Below are 17,475 nucleotides of genomic sequence, written 5' to 3'. Positions count from 1 at the left end.
CGGAAAGCGCCGCTCAGGCGACGCCGAGCTTCTTCTGCAGGCTGCTGGAGGAGGTCGTGTACTGGAAGGTCAGCCGCTTCTCCGGATAGACATAGCGGTGGACCTTCTGGGCGCAGAGCGCGGCTTCGTGGAAGCCCGAGAGGATGAGCTTGAGCTTGCCCGGATAGGTGTTGATGTCACCGACGGCGAAGATGCCGGGCACGCTGGTCTCGAACTTCTCGGTATCGACCGGGATCAAGTTCTCGTGGAGGTTCAGGCCCCAGTCGGCGATCGGGCCGAGCTTCATGGTCAGGCCGAAGAAGGGCAGCAGCGTATCGCAGGCGATGTCGAAGGGCTCGTTGTCGGTGCCGCGGCAGACGACTGCCTCGAGCTTGCCGTTCTCGCCCTTCAGGCCGGTAATCTGGCCGAGCTTCATGTCCATCTTGCCCTCGGCGACGAGCGTACGCATCTGCTCGACCGAGTGCGGCGCGGCGCGGAAATCGTCGCGGCGGTGCATCAGCGTGACGCGGTTCGCGATGGGCTGGAGGTTCAGCGTCCAGTCGAGGGCGGAGTCGCCGCCGCCGACGATCAGGATGTTGCGGCCGCGGAAGGTTTCCATCTTGCGCACGGCGTAGAAGACCGAGCCGTTCTCATAGGACTCGATGCCGGGGATGGGCGGCTTCTTCGGCTGGAAGGAGCCGCCGCCGGCTGCGATGACGACCGTCTTCGTATCGAAGACCGTGCCGGCGTCGGTGGTGACGCGGAAGCGCGGTGCCGCGGCCGTGCCGGTCGGCTCGACCGACTCGATCATCTGGTTGAGGTGGAAGGTCGGCCCGAACGGCTTGATCTGCTCGAGCAGGTTGTCGACCAGCGCCTGACCGGTGACCAGCGGGAAGCCGGGGATGTCGTAGATCGGCTTTTCCGGATAGAGCTCCGCGCACTGCCCGCCGACCTTCGGCAGGATGTCGACGAGATGCGCGCGGATGTCGAGCAGGCCGAGCTCAAAGACCGCGAAGAGACCACAGGGGCCGGCGCCGATGATGACGACGTCGGTGGTGATGACTTCGTTTTCGTTGGCCGCTGCCGCTTCGCTCATGGTCCTACCTTCGATCCGGTCCAAACTGTACGGTATAACGAACTCAGATTCCGGGAGGAAATGAGCCTTCGGGGGCCGAATGGCAAGTGCAAAAACGGGGGATTAGGCCCCGGTGTCCGCGTTGAGGCCCGCCGCAGCGATGCCGGCACAGGCCGCGGCTTCGTCGTTGTCGGAGGTGTCGCCGGAGATGCCGATGGCGCCGAGCACCGCGCCTTCGGACGAGCGGATCAGCACGCCGCCGGGAACCGGCACCAGCGAGCCGCCGACTGCATGGGTGGCCGCCTCGACGAAATAGGGGCGGTCAAGCGCCATCTTGTGCAGTGCGCGCGAGCCGACGCCGAGCGCGACGACGCCATGCGCCTTGCCGAGCGCGATCTCGCCGCGCTTCAGGCTGGTGCCGTCCTGGGCCGCAAAGGCCTTCTGCGCGCCGCGCGCGTCGAGGACGGCGATGGCGAGCGGCTTGAAGCCGTTGGCTTCGGCATGGGCGAGCGCGACCTGGAGGATGGTCTGTGCCTGGGCGAGACTGAGCATGGGGAACTCCGGTTTGAATACCGCGTTCTTGCCAGCCGCGCGGCGAGCAGGAAAGGGCTCTTGGAGCCCTTTCCGCGCAATCGATGGTCGGGTCGGAAGAAAACACCTTTTCCGCCACGGCTTGCGCAGGGCGCCGCGACAGGGCTTGATAGCCACCCGAGACAAGGAGGGCATTCCATGGGTTTGTTCAGTTTCATCAAGGACGCGGGCGCCAAGATCTTCGGTTCCGGTTCGGCCAAGGCCGCGACGGCCGATGACCTGCAGAAGGAACTGGCAGGGCACGGCCTGCCTTCCGACGTCGCCATCCAGATCGACGGCGACAAGGTCAAGGTCTCCGGCAACGCCGTCTCGACCGAGCAGGCCGAGAAGATCATCCTCGCGCTCGGCAACACCACAGGCGTGGCACAGGTTGAATCGGACCTCGCGGTCACCAAGGAGGCGCCGGCCGCCGTCTTCTACACGGTTAAGAAGGGCGACACGCTCTGGAAGATCGCCGAGGAGCATTACGGCAAGGGCCAGGGCGCGAAATACACCGAGATCGTCAAGGCCAATACGCCGCCGGTGAAGAACCCCGACCTGATCCTGCCGGGCTGGGTGCTGCGCATCCCGCCGCAGGGCTGAACCTTCAACCATCACGCAGCCGCGGACCGTCCGTCCGCGGCTGCCGCCTTTTCGACCGACACCGCCATCCTCCTGCTGGCATACCCTGCCGCGCCGCCCTATCTGGACGGATCAACGGGACCGAGCGGGAGATGCTGGCCATGATCGTGAACGACCTCGATATCGACGCCATCAAGGCGGGGCTGAGCGACGGCTCCATCCTGCTCGTCGATGTGCGCGAACCGCATGAATTCGCGGCCGGGCATATCCCGGGCTCGGTCTCGCGGCCGCTCTCACAGTTCGATCCGGCCGACCTGCCGAACGAGCCGGGCAAGCGGGTCGTGCTTTCCTGCGCTGCCGGCGTCCGCTCGCGGCGGGCGCTGGAGTTCGCGCAATCGGCCGGTCTCGACATCGACAGCCATTATGCCGGCGGCTTCAAGGACTGGCTGATGCATGGCGAGCCGATCGCTGAAGACTGACGGCGAGTGCCCGATCCGCGCGACATGCCGCAGACGACGGAACTGGATACATGACGACCCGAGCATTTCTCCGGGGTGCGGCCTGCGCCGCCGCCCTCGTCCTCGCCGCGCCAGCGGGCGCCTGGGCACAAGGTGCGGCGACCGTTCCGGCGGGCAGCGCGAGCAAGGCGCAGGATGACGACCTCCAGGCCGCGATCACCAAGTCGAACGCTTATACGGCGCTGATGAACCGCACGCTGCGCGCCATCCAGTCCTGGGAGCGCTACGGCAGCTGGGTCGATATGAAGAAGGGCCCGACCGGCAAGGAGCGCTACATCACCTACGGGCTCTACAGCCTCTATGACGTGACCGGCGAGATCAACAAGGCCGAGGAGGCGATGGCGCGCGAGCCGAAGCTGCCGGCGATCGACGAGACCATGGGCCGCTACATCAAGGCCTATCAGGAGCTGGCGCCGCTGATCACCCGCGCGGAGCGCTACTACGACCGCAAGGACTATCGCGACGACAACCTCACCGAGGGGCAGAAGCTACACGCGGCGATGGTGCCGGCGGCCAAGACCTTCCTGGAGGAGCGCGCCAAGCTCGACGCGCTGATGCGCGTCTACAAGCGCGGGCTCGATCAGCGCGAACTCGCCTCGGTGGAGCAGCGCGAGGGGCGTTCCGTCCGCTGGCAGGTGCGCAACATCATGATCAACGCGCGCGCCGCGATGGACCTGATGCCGAGCAACGAGCAGCCGATCGTCGATCTCAAGGCCTTCAACGCCGCCATCGCCGACTATGCCGAGGCGATCCGCGAGATGGACGCCTTCAAGGAGAAGAACCCGGGCGGCGTGCCCTTCATCGAGAGCAGGGCGAGCTCCTGGCTCGGCAAGCTGCGCGACTTCAGCGAGAAGCTCGCCAAGAGCAAGGGCGATGTCCGCCGCGGGGCGGCCAATGACGCCAACTGGATCGTCAACAACTACAATACCATGGTTTCACTCTCGGAGACGGCGGTCCGCATGCCGCGCTGAGATCGATGCGTGCGGCGCACCCCGGCGCGGCACATGCCGGGGCTGACGTCGCGCGATTTCTGCTTCACTCTTTCATTAGACCTAACTGAGGATATGCCTCATGCGTCCCATGAAATTCGGGTTTGGCCAGCCGGTGCGGCGGGTCGAAGATCAACGCCTGACGACCGGCACTGGCCGATATACCGATGACATCGCCGCGGAGGGTGCGCTGCACGCCTTCGTGCTGCGCTCGCCTTATGCCCATGCCCGCTTCAGCATCGGCGACATCGAGACCGCCCGGAAGCTGAAGGGCGTGAAGCTGATCCTGACCGGCAAGGATGTCGCTGAGTATGGCGACCTGCCTTGCAAGGGGCACGTCACGACCGTCTCGGGCGAGATGTCTAAATCCCTCCCGGTCCCCGTGCTGCCGACCGACACCGTCCGCCATGTCGGCGAGGCCGTGGCCTTCATCGTCGCCGAAACGCTGGCGCAGGCGCGCGACGCGGCCGAAGCGATCGAGATCGACTGGGACCCGCTGCCGGCGGTGACAGGGATTGCGGAGGCGCTGGAGGACGGCGCGCCGCAGGTCTGGGCCGATCGGGCGGGCAATGTCGCCTTCGAGGCCGAGCAGGGCGATCGCGAGAGGACCGAGAAGGCCTTCGCGAAGGCCGCGCGCACGGTTTCGCTGACCGTCGTCAATAACCGGCTCGCCTCCAACTACATGGAGACACGCGCCTGCATCGCCGAGTACGACAAGGCCGAGAAGCGCTGGACGCTGACGCTGGGCAGCCAGGGCAGCCACGGCATGCGCGACCTGATCGCCAACTACGTGCTCAAGGTCGACCCGAAGCGCATCCGCGTGGTGACCCCGGATGTCGGCGGCGGCTTCGGCACCAAGATCTTCCTCTACCGCGAATATCCGCTGGCGATGATCGCGGCCGAGAAGCTGAAGCGCCCGGTTCGCTGGGTCTCTGACCGCAACGAGCATTTCCTCGCCGATACCCATGGCCGCGCCAATCTGACGACGGCGACGATGGCGCTCGACGCCAAGGGCAGGTTCATCGGACTCAAGGTCGATCTCTCGGCCGAGATGGGCGCCTATCTCTCGCAGTATGGGCCCTTCATCCCCTGGGTCGGCACCACCATGACGCCGGGCTGCTACAACATTCCGGCCGTGCACGTCGTCTTCCGCGGCGTGCTGACCAACACGACACCGGTCGATGCCTATCGCGGCGCGGGGCGCCCGGAGGCTGCCTATCTGATCGAGCGGCTGGTCGACGCCATCGCCCGCGAGACCGGCAAGACGCCGGATGCGGTGCGCGCGCAGAACTTCGTCAAGCCGTCGGAGATGCCGCACAAGACGCAGACCGGCCCGGTCTACGATTCCGGCGAGTTCGAGGGCCATATGCGACGCGCCATGGACGTGGCCGACTGGAAGGGCTTCAAGACCCGCCAGAAGGCTTCGGCCAAGGCCGGCAAGATCCGCGGCATCGGCATGGCCAGCTATATCGAGGCCTGCGGCGGCGGTGGCCCGGAAAGCTCGACCGTGATTCTGGAGAAGGACGGGACCGTCACCGTGCTGATCGGCACGCAGTCGAACGGGCAGGGGCATGAGACGGCTTATTCGCAGCTCGTCTCGCAGCACCTCGACATTCCGATGGACCGCATCCGCGTGGTGCAGGGCGATACCGACCGGGTCGAGACCGGCTCCGGCACCGGCGGCTCACGCTCGATCCCCGTTGGAGGCGCGGCGTTGAACAAGGCGACTGAGATCCTGACCGACAACCTCAAGCAGCTCGCCTCCGAGAAGCTCGAGGCGGCGGTGGGCGATCTCGAGGTCGCCAATGGTGCGGTCCGCATCGTCGGCACCGACAAGTCGCTCGACCTCGCCGCCATCGCAGCGTTGCCGGGCGCGACGCCGACCATGCTCAAGGTCCATCAGAGCTGGACGCCGCCGGAGGCGACCTATCCCAACGGCACTCATGTCTGCGAACTGGAGATCGACCCCGGCACCGGGGCGACCGAGATCCTGAACTATGTCGTGGTCGATGATTTCGGCGTGACGCTGAACCCGCTGATGCTGCAGGGCCAGGTCCATGGCGGCTCGGCCCAGGGCATCGGCCAGGCGCTGATGGAAGAGATCCGCTTCGATCCCGACGGGCAGATGCTGACCGCGACCTTCATGGACTACGCCTTGCCGCGCGCGGTCGACATCCCGAACTTCCATTTCGAGACGCGCAATGTCCGCTGCATCACCAACGCCATCGGCGTGAAGGGCGCGGGCGAGGCGGGGGCGATCGGCGCCTGCCCGGCGGTGATGAACGCGATGGTCGATGCGCTCGACCGTGCCGCCGGCATCAAGGCAATGGACATGCCGGCGACGCCGCTCAAGGTGTTCACCGCGCTGAAGGAGGCGGGTTATCGGCTTTGATGCAAGGGGCGACTTGCGGTTTTGCAAGCTCGTTCACGCAAAAGCTATTTGGATGTGTTGTGATCATCGTTTGATTTGGACGCGTTCTAAGCCGTGCCATTCGGAGCGGCTGGTCTCAAAGGGAAACTGAATGATCCGCACCGCTTTCGTGCTCGCCGGCCTCGGGCTTGGCATCACCGCCGTCCTGGCGCAGTCAAACCCCATCGCGGAGCGCCAGCAGGCGATGAAGGCGCTCGGCGCTGCCACGCGCGAAGGCGCAGCCATGGCCAAGGGCGAAGCTCCCTTTGACGCCACCAAGGCGCAGGCGGTCTTCAAGACCTATGCCGACACCGCCAAGAAGGTGCCGGCCCTGTTCCCCGACAGCTCCAAGACTGGCGGCGAAACGACGGCCTCGCCGAAGATCTGGGAGGATCAGGCCGGCTTCAAGGCGGCCTTCGTGAAGTTCGAGAGCGATGCCGCAGCCGGCGCGAACGTGGCCAGCCTTGACGGTTTCCGCACCGCCTTCGGCGCGGCCACCAAGAACTGCGGCGCCTGCCATGAGGCCTATCGCATCAAGAAGTGAGGCGGTCCGCCTAGGCGGAGAGCCGGAAGCGGGCGCCAACATTGGCCGCCCGCTTTTTCATGACCTCGTTTTCCCGACTTGCGGGAGCCCTTGCGGCTGCGCCACGTTAGAACTGCCGCGGTTCGAAGCTGGCGGCCTGCCCAGGCCAACTGAACCGCCCTGCTGATTACGCCTTGGAGATGCCGATGCTGTTGCTGCGCCGCCTGTTCGTGACCCTCGTCGTACTGGCGGCTCTTGCTTTCGCCGGCTTCTATGTCCTCACCGATCCGCGCGTCGTCTCGCCATCCCCAGAAATCGGTGCGCTGCCGGCGGCCGATATCGAGAACGGCAAGCTGCTGTTCTCGGCGGGGGGCTGTGCCTCGTGCCACGCGACGCCCGGCCAGGACGACAAACTGAGGCTCGGCGGCGGATTGGCGCTGGCCTCCCCCTTCGGCACCTTCCATGCGCCCAACATCTCGCCGCATACGCGCGACGGAATCGGCAACTGGGGCGTGCAGGACTTCGTCGATGCGATGGCGGCCGGTGTCTCGCCGCGCGGCCAGCATCTCTACCCGGCCTTTCCCTACACCTCCTACCGGATGATGCCGCCCAGGGCGCTGGCCGATCTCTTCGCCTATATCCGCACGCTGGCGCCGGTGGAGGGCAGGGCCCCGCCGCATGACCTGCCATTCCCCTTCAACATCCGGCGCATCGTCGGCGGCTGGAAGCTGCTGTTCTTCGAGGGCGCGCCATTCCGGCCCGATCCGACGAAGAGCGAGGCCTGGAACCGCGGCGCCTATCTCGTCAACGGCCCCGGCCACTGCGCCGAGTGCCATTCGGCCCGCAACGCGCTCGGCGCGATCATTCCGGCGACCCGCCTCGCCGGCGGTCCGGACCCGGAAGGCAAGGGCTGGGTGCCGAACATCACCCAGTCCGAGAAAGGCCTGGCGAAGTGGTCGAAGGAGGAGATCGCCGAACTCCTCAAGACCGGCTTCACCCCGACCTTCGACAGCGTCGGCGGTTCCATGGGGGCGGTGGTGCGCAACATGGCGCAACTCCCCGATGCCGACCGGATGGCGATGGCGGAGTATCTGAAGTCGCTGCCGGCGGTGGATGGCCCGCCGCGACCGCAGACGAAGTAGCGACGTCCGAATCGGGGCCGGCGGTGCGCTTAACGTCGCCTGATGCGCTTCAAGGCCCTGATGGTCCACGTGAGGAGCGGTGGAGCGCTCAGAGCGAGCACAAGACCCTTAGGCGGCCTTGGCGACCTGCCCGGGCTTGGCGCTCTCGATGCGGTTGCGGCCCAGTGTCTTGGCTCGGTAGAGGGCGTGATCAGCCGCCGCGAGCAAGGCGACCAGATCAGCTTCCTGCGCCTTGGCCTCGGCGAGGCCGATGCTGATCGTCGCCGGAATCGCGAGCCCGTCGCGCCGTGCCGCCGTCTCGGTAAAGCGCCGGGCGATGCTCTGCCCGATGGCGCGGGCGTCCTCGCCGTTCGTATTCGGGAGCAGGATCGCGAATTCCTCGCCGCCGAGACGCGCGCTCGTCGCCTCGGCCCCGGCGATTTCGTTGGCGATGCTGGCGAAGAGCTTCAGCACGTGGTCGCCGGCCTCGTGTCCGTAGCGGTCGTTGATGGCCTTGAAGTGGTCGAGGTCGATGGCGAGCAGCGAGTGTGCGGTGCCCTTGCCGTGTCGGCTGAGGCTTCTGGGGGCGAGTTCGAAGAAGCCCTGGCGGTTGTTGAGCCCGGTGAGGAAGTCGGTGCGGGTCGTCGCAAGAAGGCGCGCCCGATCCTCCTCACGGATGAGAGCCAGCATCGACATCGACATCGCGACAGTGAACAGCACGGCCTCGTACATCGTGATCTCGGCCACGGTGCTCAGCACGTCGCTGCCGTAGATCGAGGTCATGACGGGGACCGCGAAGGTGCGGCCGGCATAGAACAGGGCGTGGCAGGCGAAGACGGTGATCGCGACCGGGCGAGAGCGCAGCCGTCTCGCGGTGCGGCTGCGAAGAAGTGCTAACGCGGTCAGCGCGGAGATAACCGCGATCGGAAATGAGCTGACATGGTTCCAGAACAGGCCCACCGCTCCGGCTCCGGCCAGGAGCCAGGCGGCGCCGATGGCCACCAGCAGGCCGGTCATGAGGGCGGGATGCAGTTTCCGGCCATCGAGAGCCAAGATTCCCTGAAGCACCAGCAGATAGCCGAGCATCATGACGACATTGGTGAGGGCAGGGCCGGATACGCCGGGAAGGACGCTCCGGTTCATCGCCAGGATGCAGCCTAGGGCGAACGCGGCGTAGGCCGAGGCCCAGAGTCCGAGCTCGCGCGAGCGCTGCGTCTGCGCGTTGCGCTCCCAGAGAGTCATAGCGGTGGCGACAAGCAGCGTGCCGGTCGTCAAATACCAGAGGGTAGCAAGGTCCATCGGTACCGTCGTCAGCAGCCCCTGCGTCCGGTTCCAGACATGATCGAACGCTCCCAGCTCCCCAGCGCGGGCAATCTGGGGCAGATAGGTTAATTACAGCTTGTGGGACCAAGCTGTGCGCCGATCAGGCAATGCGCCGACGCTTCTGCCCAGCGATGCTGATGGCAGACGGGGCGGTTGGCTCGGGATACGAGCCTTCCGATGCCGCGCGCCGACCGCCAGCCCGGCCGAGCCGGGGCGGCAGCGGGCTACTCCATCACCGCAGCCTTGAGGATGCAGACCATCAGGGCGTGGCCGGGTTCGTTGCCGACGCAGCGAACGACGTGGCGGCGGTCGCAGCGATAGCGCAGCGTCTCGCCGGCCTTGGCGCGCTGGATGATGTCGCCGACCTCGACCTCGAATTCGCCGGCCGTGACCGAGAGCGACTCGATCGAGCCGCGCTGGTGGCCTTCGGAGTCGAGCTCGCCGCCGGGCTCGGCGGAGACGTCGTACCATTGCAGCCATTCGACGGTCTTGATCCAGCCGATGATAGCGAGGCGCAGCTTGCCGTCCTCGGAGACCAGGATCGGCGTGTCGGCACGCGTGGTCTTCTCGATGAAGGGCTCTTCCTCGCCGCTGGAGAGGACTCGCTCGATCGAAATGTCGAGCGCCTGCGAAAGCCGCCAGATCGTCGCCAGTGTCGGGTTGGTCTCGTTGCGTTCGATCTGGCTGATGATCGACTTGGCGACGCCCGACTGTTCGGCGAGGTCCGAGAGCGAGAAATTATACGCCTTGCGCAGGCGCTGGATCGTCTTGCCGAGCTGGCCCGAGATCACCTGAGCCCCGGATTCAAGCTCCCGCCCGCCGCGCTCTTTCGTCTCGATTCCCATGAATTCGGCCCCTTTCGACTGTGAGGCCGTTTGTAACGGCGGACGATCGTTTGAACAAGCGAACAATGCCGAAGCCCGGCGCTGGACCGCCGTGCGTTCGATGGGACGCGGCAACGGTGACCCATGCTTTCGACATCGCATCGGACTGCGGGCTGCCGAAGCGCGCGCCTGACGCTCAGGTGATGCGGCTGGGGCCGACTTCGCGCTGCTCGCGCCGGGCGAGGCCGAGCTGGCGCTCGCGCAGGATCACATAGATGCCGGAACTGATGACGATGAAGGCGCCTATCAGGATCGCGGTGGCCGGCCATTCGCCGAACCAGAGCCAGCCGATCGCCACCGCCCAGAGCATGGTCGAGTATTCGAAGGGCGCGATCAGCGAGGCGTCGCCATAGCGGTAGGCCTGCACGATCAGGATCTGGCCGAGCCCGCCGAGGATGCCGATGACGACCATCAGCGCCGCGTCCTTGAGATCCGGCATGTTCCAGCCGAGCAGGATGGTCGAGAGACCGAGCAGGCTGGTCAGCAGCATGAAGTAGAACACGATGGCGCCCGTGCGCTCGGTCTGGGTGAGAAGCCGGACTTCGACCGAGGCAAAGGCCGAGCAGAACGCGCCGGCCAGACCCAGCGCCGCGCCGATCGCGGCATTGCCGCCGACCGGGTGGCTGCCAGCGCCGAGATGCGGCGAGAGCATGATCAGCACGCCGACGAAGCCGATCGTCACGGCCGTCCAGCGATAGATGCGCACCTTTTCCTTGAGCACGAGTGCGGCGAGCACCACCACGGCGAGCGGCGCGGCATAGCCGATGGCGACAGCCTCCGAGAGCGGCAGGAACTGCAGGGCCGCGAAGCCGCAGAACATGCCGGTCGAGCCCATGATGCCGCGCTTGAGATGGCCGCGCAGATTGCTGGTCTTCAGCGCCGCCGGCAGCTCGGAACGCCAGGCGAGCCAGATGAGCAGCGGAATCATCGCGAAGAAGGAACGGATGAAGACGATTTCGCCCGTCGGATAGCGCGTCGAGATCGATTTGATCGCGGCCGACATCAGCGTGAAGGCGAGCGCCGAGATCAGCTTGAGGGTGATGCCGAGAAGAGGGGACAACGGAGCGCGCGACGGGAGGGCGGGAACGGTTTCGGGCGAAACCGTTCCTCCTTAGACCACGTCGAAGCAGGGAGGCGAAGCGTGAACTCTGCAACCCCGTCAGGCCGGCGACGCGCGGCTCAGAAGGTGCCGCGGAAGGCTCCGCCGTCGATCAGGAAATTCTGGCCGGTGATGTAGCCGGCAGAGGTGCTGGCGAGGAAGGCGCAGAGCTTGCCGAACTCGTCGGGCGTGCCGAGGCGGCCGGCGGGCACGGCGGCGAGCCGCCGTTTGGTCGCTTCCTCGATGCTGATGCCCTGCATTTCGGCGACCTTGTTGGTCGCTGTCTTGATCCGGTCGGTGTCGAACACACCCGGCAGGATGTTGTTGATGGTGACGTTGGCATGCGCCACCTCGCGGGCCACGCCCGAGAGGAAGGCGGTGAGGCCCGCGCGCGCGGCCGAGGAAACGTCGAGGCCGGTCAGTGGCGTGACGACGCTCGCCGAGGTGATGTTGATGATGCGGCCGAAGCGACGCTCGATCATGCCGTCGATGACGCGCTGAACCAGCTCCAGCGGCGTCGCCATGTTCTGCACCACGCCTTCCAGCAGGCCTTCACGCGTCACCTGGCGGAAGGGCTTCGGCGGCGGGCCGCCATTGTTGTTGACGAGAATGTCGGGATTGGGAGCGGCCGCCAGCAGAGCGTCCTGCCCGGCCTTGGTCGAAACGTCGGCGACGACGGCGATGACCGTTGCGCCCGTGGCCGCGCGGATGGCGCTGGCGGTGGCCTCGAGCGTCGTGGCGTCGCGGCCGTTGATGACGACGGTGCAGCCGGCCTGGGCCAGGGCCTCGGCGCAGCCGCGGCCAAGCCCCTTGCTGGAGGCGCAGACGATGGCGGTGCGGCCGGAAATTCCAAGATCCATCACGTTTCTCCGTAAGCTCGGCAAGGCGCCTTCGGCCCATGCGCATCGGCAAGCCTGACCATGGATTGGACGCGCCGTCATCAAAGCGCAACGCAAATCAGACACACGCCCGGAGCATCGCAACAGCGGGGGCTCTCCGGAATGGCCGACGAGGACGACGCGAAGCAGGTTCGCAGCATCTTCATCTCGGATCTGCATCTGGGGACGCGCGGAGCGCAGGCCGACCTCGTCCTGGAGTTCCTGCGCGCCTATGATGCGCCGACCATCTACCTCGTCGGCGATATTATCGACGGCTGGCGGCTGAAGAGCGGCTGGTACTTCCCGCAGGCGCATAACGACGTGGTCCAGAAGCTGCTGCGCAAGGTGCGCAAGGGCTCAAAGCTGATCTACGTCACCGGAAATCACGATGATTTCCTGCGGGACTTCACGGGGCTGCAGTTCGGCGGCATCACGCTGGTCGACGACATCGTCCATGAGACGGCGGACGGCAAGCGGCTGGTCGTCATCCATGGCGACCTGTTCGATCTCGTGGTGCGCAACGCCAAATGGCTCGCCCTGCTCGGCGACTGGGCCTACACGGTCGCGCTCGGGCTCAACATGGTGATCAACAAGGTCCGGCGCTTCCTGCGGCTGCCGCACTGGTCGCTCTCGGCCTGGGCCAAGCACAAGGTCAAGAACGCCGTGAACTATATCGGCGAGTTCGAGACCTGCCTTGCCAGCGAAGCGCGACGGCACAATGCCGACGGTGTGATCTGCGGCCACATCCACCATGCTGCCTATCGCGAGATCGAGGGGCTGACCTATATCAACACCGGCGACTGGGTCGAAAGCTGCACGGCCTTCGTCGAGCACCATGACGGGCGCTTCGAGTTGATCCGCTGGCCGCAAGGCCGCCTGAAGGGCGAAACGGCGGTGCCGGTCGTCGTGCCTACCCACCCAGTCGCCGTGCCGGAACTGGCCGAGGCGGCCCGGAGCAAGCTCCGGCCCTTTGAGCTGGCGCGCATTCTTGGCGTTCAGCCGGAAACGGCTGAGCGGAAAGCGCACTGATGCGCGTCCTCGTCGCAACGGATGCCTGGCGCCCGCAGATCAACGGGGTCGTGCGCTCGCTGGAGCGGATGATCGCGGCGGCGCCGGATTTCGGCGTGACCGCACAGGCGCTGACGCCGGAAGGTTTCCACCAGATCGGCCTGCCGAGCTATCCGGATATCCGCCTGGCTCTGGCGACGCGCCGTGCGCTGGCGGCGCGCGTTGCCGAATTCGGGCCGGACCATATCCATATCGCGACGGAAGGGCCGATCGGCTGGCTGACGCGCGCCGTCTGCCTTGCCCAGAAGCGCCCGTTCACGACCAGCTATCATACGCGCTTCCCGCAATATATCGCCGCCCGCTGGCCGATTCCGGAGAGCTGGAGCTATCGGCTGCTGCGCCGCTTCCATGATCCTGCCGCCGCCGTGATGGTCTCCACGGCGACAGTGGAGGACGAACTGCGCCAGCATGGCTTCCAGAATCTGGTGCGCTGGGGGCGCGGCGTCGACCTCGGCCTGTTTCATCCGCGCCCGCAGAGCGTGCTCGATCTGCCGCGGCCGATCTTTCTCAGCGTCGGGCGCGTAGCGGTGGAGAAGAATCTCGACGCCTTCCTGTCGCTGCGGCTGCCGGGCAGCAAGGTCGTGGTCGGCGATGGGCCGGCGCGCAGCGATCTCCAGCGCGCCTATCCCGACGTTCATTTTCTGGGGGTGAAGGAAGGCGAGGAACTGGCGGCGATCTATGCCTCTTCGGATGTCTTCATCTTCCCGAGCCTGACGGACACCTTCGGCATCGTGCTGCTGGAAGCGGCGGCGAGCGGCCTGCCGGTCGCCGCCTTCCCCGTTCAGGGACCGCGCGATGTCTTCGCCGGCAGTGGCGCGGCGGTGCTCGACGAGGATTTACGCAGCGCCGCCATGCAGGCGCTCAGGGTGCCGCACGAGACCTGCCTCGAACTGGCTGGCCGGCACAGCTGGGCGAGCAGCGCGGCGCAGTTCTACGGCCATATCAGGCGCGTGGCGCAGCAGGCCGGCTATCTGCCGCGCGAGGCGGGAGCCGCCAGCTTCACAACCTTCGCGAGCGGGCGTGGCGCGGAACGGCAGGGGCTTTCGCGGCGCCTGCCGGCTTGAGCTGAGCGCGGAAGCCGTCGCGCCGCTCATGGACCGAGGCGATGACGAGACCCATCGGCACGCCGAGACCGACCAGCGCCGCTTCCGATAACTGCAGGCTCGCCTCGATCGTCTCAGGCACGGCATCGTTGACGCCGATCTCGTAGAGATGGCGGGCATGGGCCGCATCGCGGGCGCGGGCGACAATGACGATATCGTGGCTTAGCGTGCGGGCGGCCTGGACGATGGCGTCGACAGCGCGCGAATTGTCGATCGTCACGATCAAGGCCGTTGCTTCCTCCAGGCCGCAGAGACGCAGGAATTCCGGCTTGCTCGCATCGCCGTAGAAGGCCGGGCGGCCGGCGCGGCGCTGGGCGGTGATCAGCGCGGCATCCGAATCGACGACGATGTGGGACTTGCCGTGCTCGTCGAGCATCGAGGCGACGAGCCGGCCGACGCGCCCGCCGCCGACCACGATCGCGCGTGGTGCATGGTCGGTGGGAGGCAGCACCGCCGCCTCGTCGGGCAAGATGACGGGGGGCGCCAGCTTCTGCGCGAGATGGCGGGCTACCCGGGCAAGCAGCGGCAATGCGACCATGGTCAGCGACACGGCGGCGAGCACAATGCTGGTTGCCCGATGGTCGATGAGCCCCGTGCCGGTCGCGGCATTGAGCAGGACGAAGGCGAACTCGCCGCCTGGCGCGACCATGATCGCGGTTTCGAGCGCCGTCGCGGCCGACAGCCGGAAGCGGCGGGCGAGGATGAAGATGATCGCGGCCTTGGCCAGCAGCAGCCCGACCGCGACAGCGATGATGGCGCCGGGATTGGCCGCGATCTCGGCCGGGTTCACGCCCATGCCGACGGTGAGGAAGAAGACGCCGATCAGCAGCGACTTGAACGGGTCGATGGTGACCTCGATGGCGCGGCGGAATTCCGTCTCGGCGAGCAGCAGCCCGGCGATGAAGGCGCCGAGCCCCATCGACAAGCCGGCCGCCGCCGCGATCAGCCCAGTGCCGAGCGCGGTCAAAAGCGTCGCTGCCATGAAGCTCTCGGTCGACTCGGTCGAGGCGACCAGGCGGAAGAGCGGGCGCAGCGCCAACCGGCCGATGACGATGATGGTGGCGATGGCGGCGAAAGCCTGGACGAAGGCCTGCGCCAGGCCCACGAGCAGCGAGCCTGAGCCGTTCTGCGCGTCGAGCACGCTGATCAGGAAAAGCAGAGGGATGACCGCGAGGTCCTGGCACAGCAGGATCGCGAAGCTGGTGCGGCCCGCCGAGGTCGTCATGCGCCTCTTGGCGGCGAGCAGCTCGACCACCATCGCGGTCGAGGAGAGAGCGAGGCCAAAGCCGATGATGAGGGAGGCCGCCGCCGGCTGGCCGGCGGCATAGGCGGCAAGGCCGATGGCTGCGGCGCTCAGCCCGACCTGGCCGAGGCCGAGCCCGAAGACGAGGCGCTTCATCGTCATCAGGCGCTCGAAGGAGAGTTCGAGCCCGATGACGAAGAGCAGGAAGGCGACGCCGAGCTCCGCCGGGCCGGCCAGCGCCTCGGCATTCGAGACCGTGACCGTGCTCAGCAGGGGAAGCTTGGCCGCGAGGCCGCCCAGACCATAGGGGCCGACCAGGGCTCCGCAGGCGATGAAGGCGATGATCGAATTGACCTTCAGGCTCTTGGCCAGCGGCACGATCACCCCTGCCGTCGCGAGCACGACGACGGCGTCCTTGTAGAAGGAGGGATCGACTGTTCCGGCCAAAGGGCGATCCTGCGATTCGAGCGAGCGGAATTGGTCCGGCAATTCTTGCGTTTCGCCGCGGCGCAACACAACCTTGGAATCGCTATGGCGGTGAGGAATTTGCCTTACCTGCCGAGCCCTTACGCAAGAGGGTTCAGGTCGCCCCGCGAAAAGCCGTTTCCGCCGCCGACTGGGATGGGGTAGCGTCCGCCGGTTCGTTTAGAAGGACTGTCCATGCGCTTTGCCGGCACCGAGAACTATGTCGCGACCGAGGATCTCACCGTCGCGGTCAATGCCGCGATCCGGCTCGAGCGCCCGCTGCTGGTGAAGGGTGAGCCGGGAACCGGCAAGACCGTGCTGGCGGAGGAGGTGGCGGCGGCGCTCGGGGCGCCGCTCATCACCTGGCACATCAAGTCGACGACCAAGGCGCAGCAGGGTCTTTACGAATACGATGCGGTGAGCCGCCTGCGCGACAGCCAGCTCGGCGACAGCAGGGTCTCGGACATCGCCAACTACATCAAGCGCGRCAAGCTCTGGGAAGCTTTCGTCTCGCCGGCCAGGCCCGTGTTGCTGATCGACGAGATCGATAAAGCCGACATCGAGTTCCCGAACGACCTCTTGCTCGAGCTCGATCGCATGGAGTTCCATGTCTACGAGACGGGCGAGACCATCAGGGCGGCGCAGCGGCCGGTGATGATCATCACCTCCAACAACGAGAAGGAGCTGCCGGACGCCTTCCTGCGGCGCTGCTTCTTCCACTACATCCGCTTCCCCGATGCCGAGACGATGCAGGCGATCGTCGAGGTGCATTTCCCTGGCATCAAGAAGCGGCTGATGGAGGAGGCGCTGCGCCTGTTCTTCGAGGTGCGCGAGGTGCCCGGTATCAAGAAGAAGCCCTCGACCTCGGAACTGCTCGACTGGCTGAAGCTGCTCGTCGCCGAGGATATCGGGCCGGAGGTGCTGCGCGAGCGCGACCCGCGCAAGCTGATCCCGCCGCTGCACGGCGCGCTGCTCAAGAACGAGCAGGACGTCTCGCTGTTCGAGAAACTCGCCTTCATGGCGCGGCGCGAGAGCCGCTGAGGCCGGCGACCGCATCGCAGGGCGGGATCGCCGTCGCCAGATCGAGCTTGGGATCGACCGAGCGGACGGCCTCGCCCAGATCGACATCGCGGGTCAGCAGGACATAGTCCTGCGTCTCGGATGTCTTCAGATAGCTCGTCATCGGGATCGGCTTGCCCAAGAGGTCGCCGAGCCGGCAGGCCTTTTCGGCCATCAGGGCCAGGCTGCCGCGATTGCCGCTGTTCTGCGGTCCGACGAACATTTCCTCCCGGAATGCACTGATGCGGGCGGCGTCGCCGTCGCTCAGCCTGAACACGGTGAAGCGGCGCCCGGGAGCCGCTAGGACCGGTAGCTTCGCGAGCTCGTTCGCGTCCCGCACTTCCTCCAGTACGACCTTGCGTTCATGACGGCCGCCGTCCTTGGGCAAGGCGACAATCGTCATGGTGACGCCGCCCGGAAGCGGACGGATGTCGGCGGGCAGGCTGATACCGGCGCGCAGGTCGGTGAGTTGCGTCGTCCGGATATCGATCTTCGACAGTTTCGGCAGCGACGTCAGCGGGACGTGGCCGCAGGCGGCCAGCAGGCCTGCAAGGACGAGGCAGACGGGCGGGGCGATACGCATGAT

Annotated in this window: 17 protein-coding genes; 9 read left to right on the top strand and 8 right to left on the bottom strand. The window is 66.5% G+C overall.

All coding sequences use genetic code 11. The features are described from left to right. Positions 1–13: 13 nt before the first annotated feature. Entirely contained in the window at positions 14–1,075 is a 1,062-nt protein-coding gene (locus AB4Z10_RS06540; RefSeq protein ID WP_441469580.1) for an NAD(P)/FAD-dependent oxidoreductase, read from the bottom strand. Positions 1,076–1,177: 102 nt separating this feature from the next. Beyond that, on the bottom strand, positions 1,178–1,606 hold the full coding sequence (locus AB4Z10_RS06535; protein ID WP_441469579.1) for a GlcG/HbpS family heme-binding protein: 429 nt from the start codon (positions 1,604–1,606) through the stop codon (positions 1,178–1,180). A gap of 177 nt (positions 1,607–1,783) precedes the next feature. On the opposite strand from AB4Z10_RS06535, the gene lysM reads away from it, so the two are divergent. From lysM to AB4Z10_RS06505, 6 genes are all read left to right on the top strand, one after another. Then, the gene (gene lysM, locus AB4Z10_RS06530; RefSeq protein ID WP_441469578.1) at positions 1,784–2,227 is read left to right on the top strand and encodes a peptidoglycan-binding protein LysM; all 444 of its coding nucleotides are present in this window, start codon (positions 1,784–1,786) and stop codon (positions 2,225–2,227) included. A gap of 140 nt (positions 2,228–2,367) precedes the next feature. Then, complete coding sequence (locus tag AB4Z10_RS06525; protein WP_149133446.1) at positions 2,368–2,685, top strand: rhodanese-like domain-containing protein; 318 nt, start codon at positions 2,368–2,370, stop codon at positions 2,683–2,685. Positions 2,686–2,735: 50 nt separating this feature from the next. Continuing rightward, a complete protein-coding gene (locus AB4Z10_RS06520; protein WP_441469577.1) occupies positions 2,736–3,695 on the top strand; it encodes a YiiG family protein in 960 nt (319 codons plus the stop codon). Positions 3,696–3,795: 100 nt separating this feature from the next. Further along, the gene (locus AB4Z10_RS06515; protein WP_441469576.1) at positions 3,796–6,105 is read left to right on the top strand and encodes a xanthine dehydrogenase family protein molybdopterin-binding subunit; all 2,310 of its coding nucleotides are present in this window, start codon (positions 3,796–3,798) and stop codon (positions 6,103–6,105) included. 130 nt (positions 6,106–6,235) lie between these two features. Further along, entirely contained in the window at positions 6,236–6,667 is a 432-nt protein-coding gene (locus tag AB4Z10_RS06510; RefSeq protein WP_441469575.1) for a c-type cytochrome, read from the top strand. A 191-nt stretch (positions 6,668–6,858) separates the two neighbouring features. Next, positions 6,859–7,788, top strand: a complete 930-nt coding sequence (locus tag AB4Z10_RS06505; protein WP_441470025.1) for a c-type cytochrome — start codon at positions 6,859–6,861, stop codon at positions 7,786–7,788. Positions 7,789–7,896: 108 nt separating this feature from the next. Here the strand turns inward: AB4Z10_RS06505 and AB4Z10_RS06500 are convergent, their stop codons facing one another. The 4 genes from AB4Z10_RS06500 to AB4Z10_RS06485 all read right to left on the bottom strand — a co-directional run bounded on the left by AB4Z10_RS06500 (position 7,897) and on the right by AB4Z10_RS06485 (position 11,933). Further along, positions 7,897–9,066: a GGDEF domain-containing protein gene (locus AB4Z10_RS06500; RefSeq protein ID WP_441469574.1), complete on the bottom strand. Its 1,170-nt coding sequence runs from the start codon at positions 9,064–9,066 to the stop codon at positions 7,897–7,899. Between the two features lie 248 nt (positions 9,067–9,314). Further along, complete coding sequence (locus tag AB4Z10_RS06495; protein WP_441469573.1) at positions 9,315–9,935, bottom strand: helix-turn-helix domain-containing protein; 621 nt, start codon at positions 9,933–9,935, stop codon at positions 9,315–9,317. 175 nt (positions 9,936–10,110) lie between these two features. Beyond that, positions 10,111–11,034: a DMT family transporter gene (locus tag AB4Z10_RS06490; RefSeq protein WP_441469572.1), complete on the bottom strand. Its 924-nt coding sequence runs from the start codon at positions 11,032–11,034 to the stop codon at positions 10,111–10,113. Positions 11,035–11,153: 119 nt separating this feature from the next. Then, positions 11,154–11,933, bottom strand: a complete 780-nt coding sequence (locus tag AB4Z10_RS06485; RefSeq protein WP_441469571.1) for an SDR family oxidoreductase — start codon at positions 11,931–11,933, stop codon at positions 11,154–11,156. Positions 11,934–12,074: 141 nt separating this feature from the next. Between AB4Z10_RS06485 and AB4Z10_RS06480 the strand changes: the two genes are divergently transcribed. Further along, positions 12,075–12,980, top strand: coding sequence for a UDP-2,3-diacylglucosamine diphosphatase (locus AB4Z10_RS06480; protein WP_441469570.1), 906 nt, complete (start codon positions 12,075–12,077; stop codon positions 12,978–12,980). Further along, positions 12,980–14,083, top strand: coding sequence for a glycosyltransferase family 4 protein (locus AB4Z10_RS06475; protein WP_441469569.1), 1,104 nt, complete (start codon positions 12,980–12,982; stop codon positions 14,081–14,083). The genes AB4Z10_RS06480 and AB4Z10_RS06475 overlap by 1 nt, the downstream gene beginning before the upstream one ends. On the opposite strand, the gene AB4Z10_RS06470 is transcribed toward AB4Z10_RS06475, so the two are convergent. Further along, positions 14,019–15,812 carry a cation:proton antiporter domain-containing protein gene (locus AB4Z10_RS06470; protein WP_441469568.1) on the bottom strand — a complete coding sequence of 598 codons (1,794 nt, stop codon included), beginning with the start codon at positions 15,810–15,812 and terminating at the stop codon, positions 14,019–14,021. The two genes, AB4Z10_RS06475 and AB4Z10_RS06470, sit on opposite strands and share 65 nt — an antisense overlap. Positions 15,813–16,025: 213 nt before the next feature. Between AB4Z10_RS06470 and AB4Z10_RS06465 the strand changes: the two genes are divergently transcribed. Beyond that, positions 16,026–16,871, top strand: coding sequence for an AAA family ATPase (locus AB4Z10_RS06465; protein ID WP_441469567.1), 846 nt, complete (start codon positions 16,026–16,028; stop codon positions 16,869–16,871). Here AB4Z10_RS06465 and AB4Z10_RS06460 read toward each other — a convergent pair. After that, positions 16,846–17,472: a hypothetical protein gene (locus AB4Z10_RS06460; protein WP_441469566.1), complete on the bottom strand. Its 627-nt coding sequence runs from the start codon at positions 17,470–17,472 to the stop codon at positions 16,846–16,848. The two genes, AB4Z10_RS06465 and AB4Z10_RS06460, sit on opposite strands and share 26 nt — an antisense overlap. Positions 17,473–17,475: the final 3 nt, after the last annotated feature.

Source organism: Allobosea sp. RAF48, assembly GCF_052114025.1.
GTDB lineage: Bacteria > Pseudomonadota > Alphaproteobacteria > Rhizobiales > Beijerinckiaceae > Allobosea.
The sequence above is the reverse complement of the archived record's forward strand: the minus strand, read 5'-3'. Positions and strand labels throughout refer to the sequence as shown.

What these genes read in the sequence shown, in the direction of transcription:
- AB4Z10_RS06540 (WP_441469580.1), bottom strand. Translation starts at nt 1,075, where the DNA reads ATGAGCGAAGCGGCAGCGGCCAACGAAAACGAAGTCATCACCACCGAC.
- AB4Z10_RS06535 (WP_441469579.1), bottom strand. Translation starts at nt 1,606, where the DNA reads ATGCTCAGTCTCGCCCAGGCACAGACCATCCTCCAGGTCGCGCTCGCC.
- lysM (WP_441469578.1), top strand. Translation starts at nt 1,784, where the DNA reads ATGGGTTTGTTCAGTTTCATCAAGGACGCGGGCGCCAAGATCTTCGGT.
- AB4Z10_RS06525 (WP_149133446.1), top strand. Translation starts at nt 2,368, where the DNA reads ATGATCGTGAACGACCTCGATATCGACGCCATCAAGGCGGGGCTGAGC.
- AB4Z10_RS06520 (WP_441469577.1), top strand. Translation starts at nt 2,736, where the DNA reads ATGACGACCCGAGCATTTCTCCGGGGTGCGGCCTGCGCCGCCGCCCTC.
- AB4Z10_RS06515 (WP_441469576.1), top strand. Translation starts at nt 3,796, where the DNA reads ATGCGTCCCATGAAATTCGGGTTTGGCCAGCCGGTGCGGCGGGTCGAA.
- AB4Z10_RS06510 (WP_441469575.1), top strand. Translation starts at nt 6,236, where the DNA reads ATGATCCGCACCGCTTTCGTGCTCGCCGGCCTCGGGCTTGGCATCACC.
- AB4Z10_RS06500 (WP_441469574.1), bottom strand. Translation starts at nt 9,066, where the DNA reads ATGGACCTTGCTACCCTCTGGTATTTGACGACCGGCACGCTGCTTGTC.
- AB4Z10_RS06495 (WP_441469573.1), bottom strand. Translation starts at nt 9,935, where the DNA reads ATGGGAATCGAGACGAAAGAGCGCGGCGGGCGGGAGCTTGAATCCGGG.
- AB4Z10_RS06485 (WP_441469571.1), bottom strand. Translation starts at nt 11,933, where the DNA reads ATGGATCTTGGAATTTCCGGCCGCACCGCCATCGTCTGCGCCTCCAGC.
- AB4Z10_RS06480 (WP_441469570.1), top strand. Translation starts at nt 12,075, where the DNA reads ATGGCCGACGAGGACGACGCGAAGCAGGTTCGCAGCATCTTCATCTCG.
- AB4Z10_RS06475 (WP_441469569.1), top strand. Translation starts at nt 12,980, where the DNA reads ATGCGCGTCCTCGTCGCAACGGATGCCTGGCGCCCGCAGATCAACGGG.
- AB4Z10_RS06460 (WP_441469566.1), bottom strand. Translation starts at nt 17,472, where the DNA reads ATGCGTATCGCCCCGCCCGTCTGCCTCGTCCTTGCAGGCCTGCTGGCC.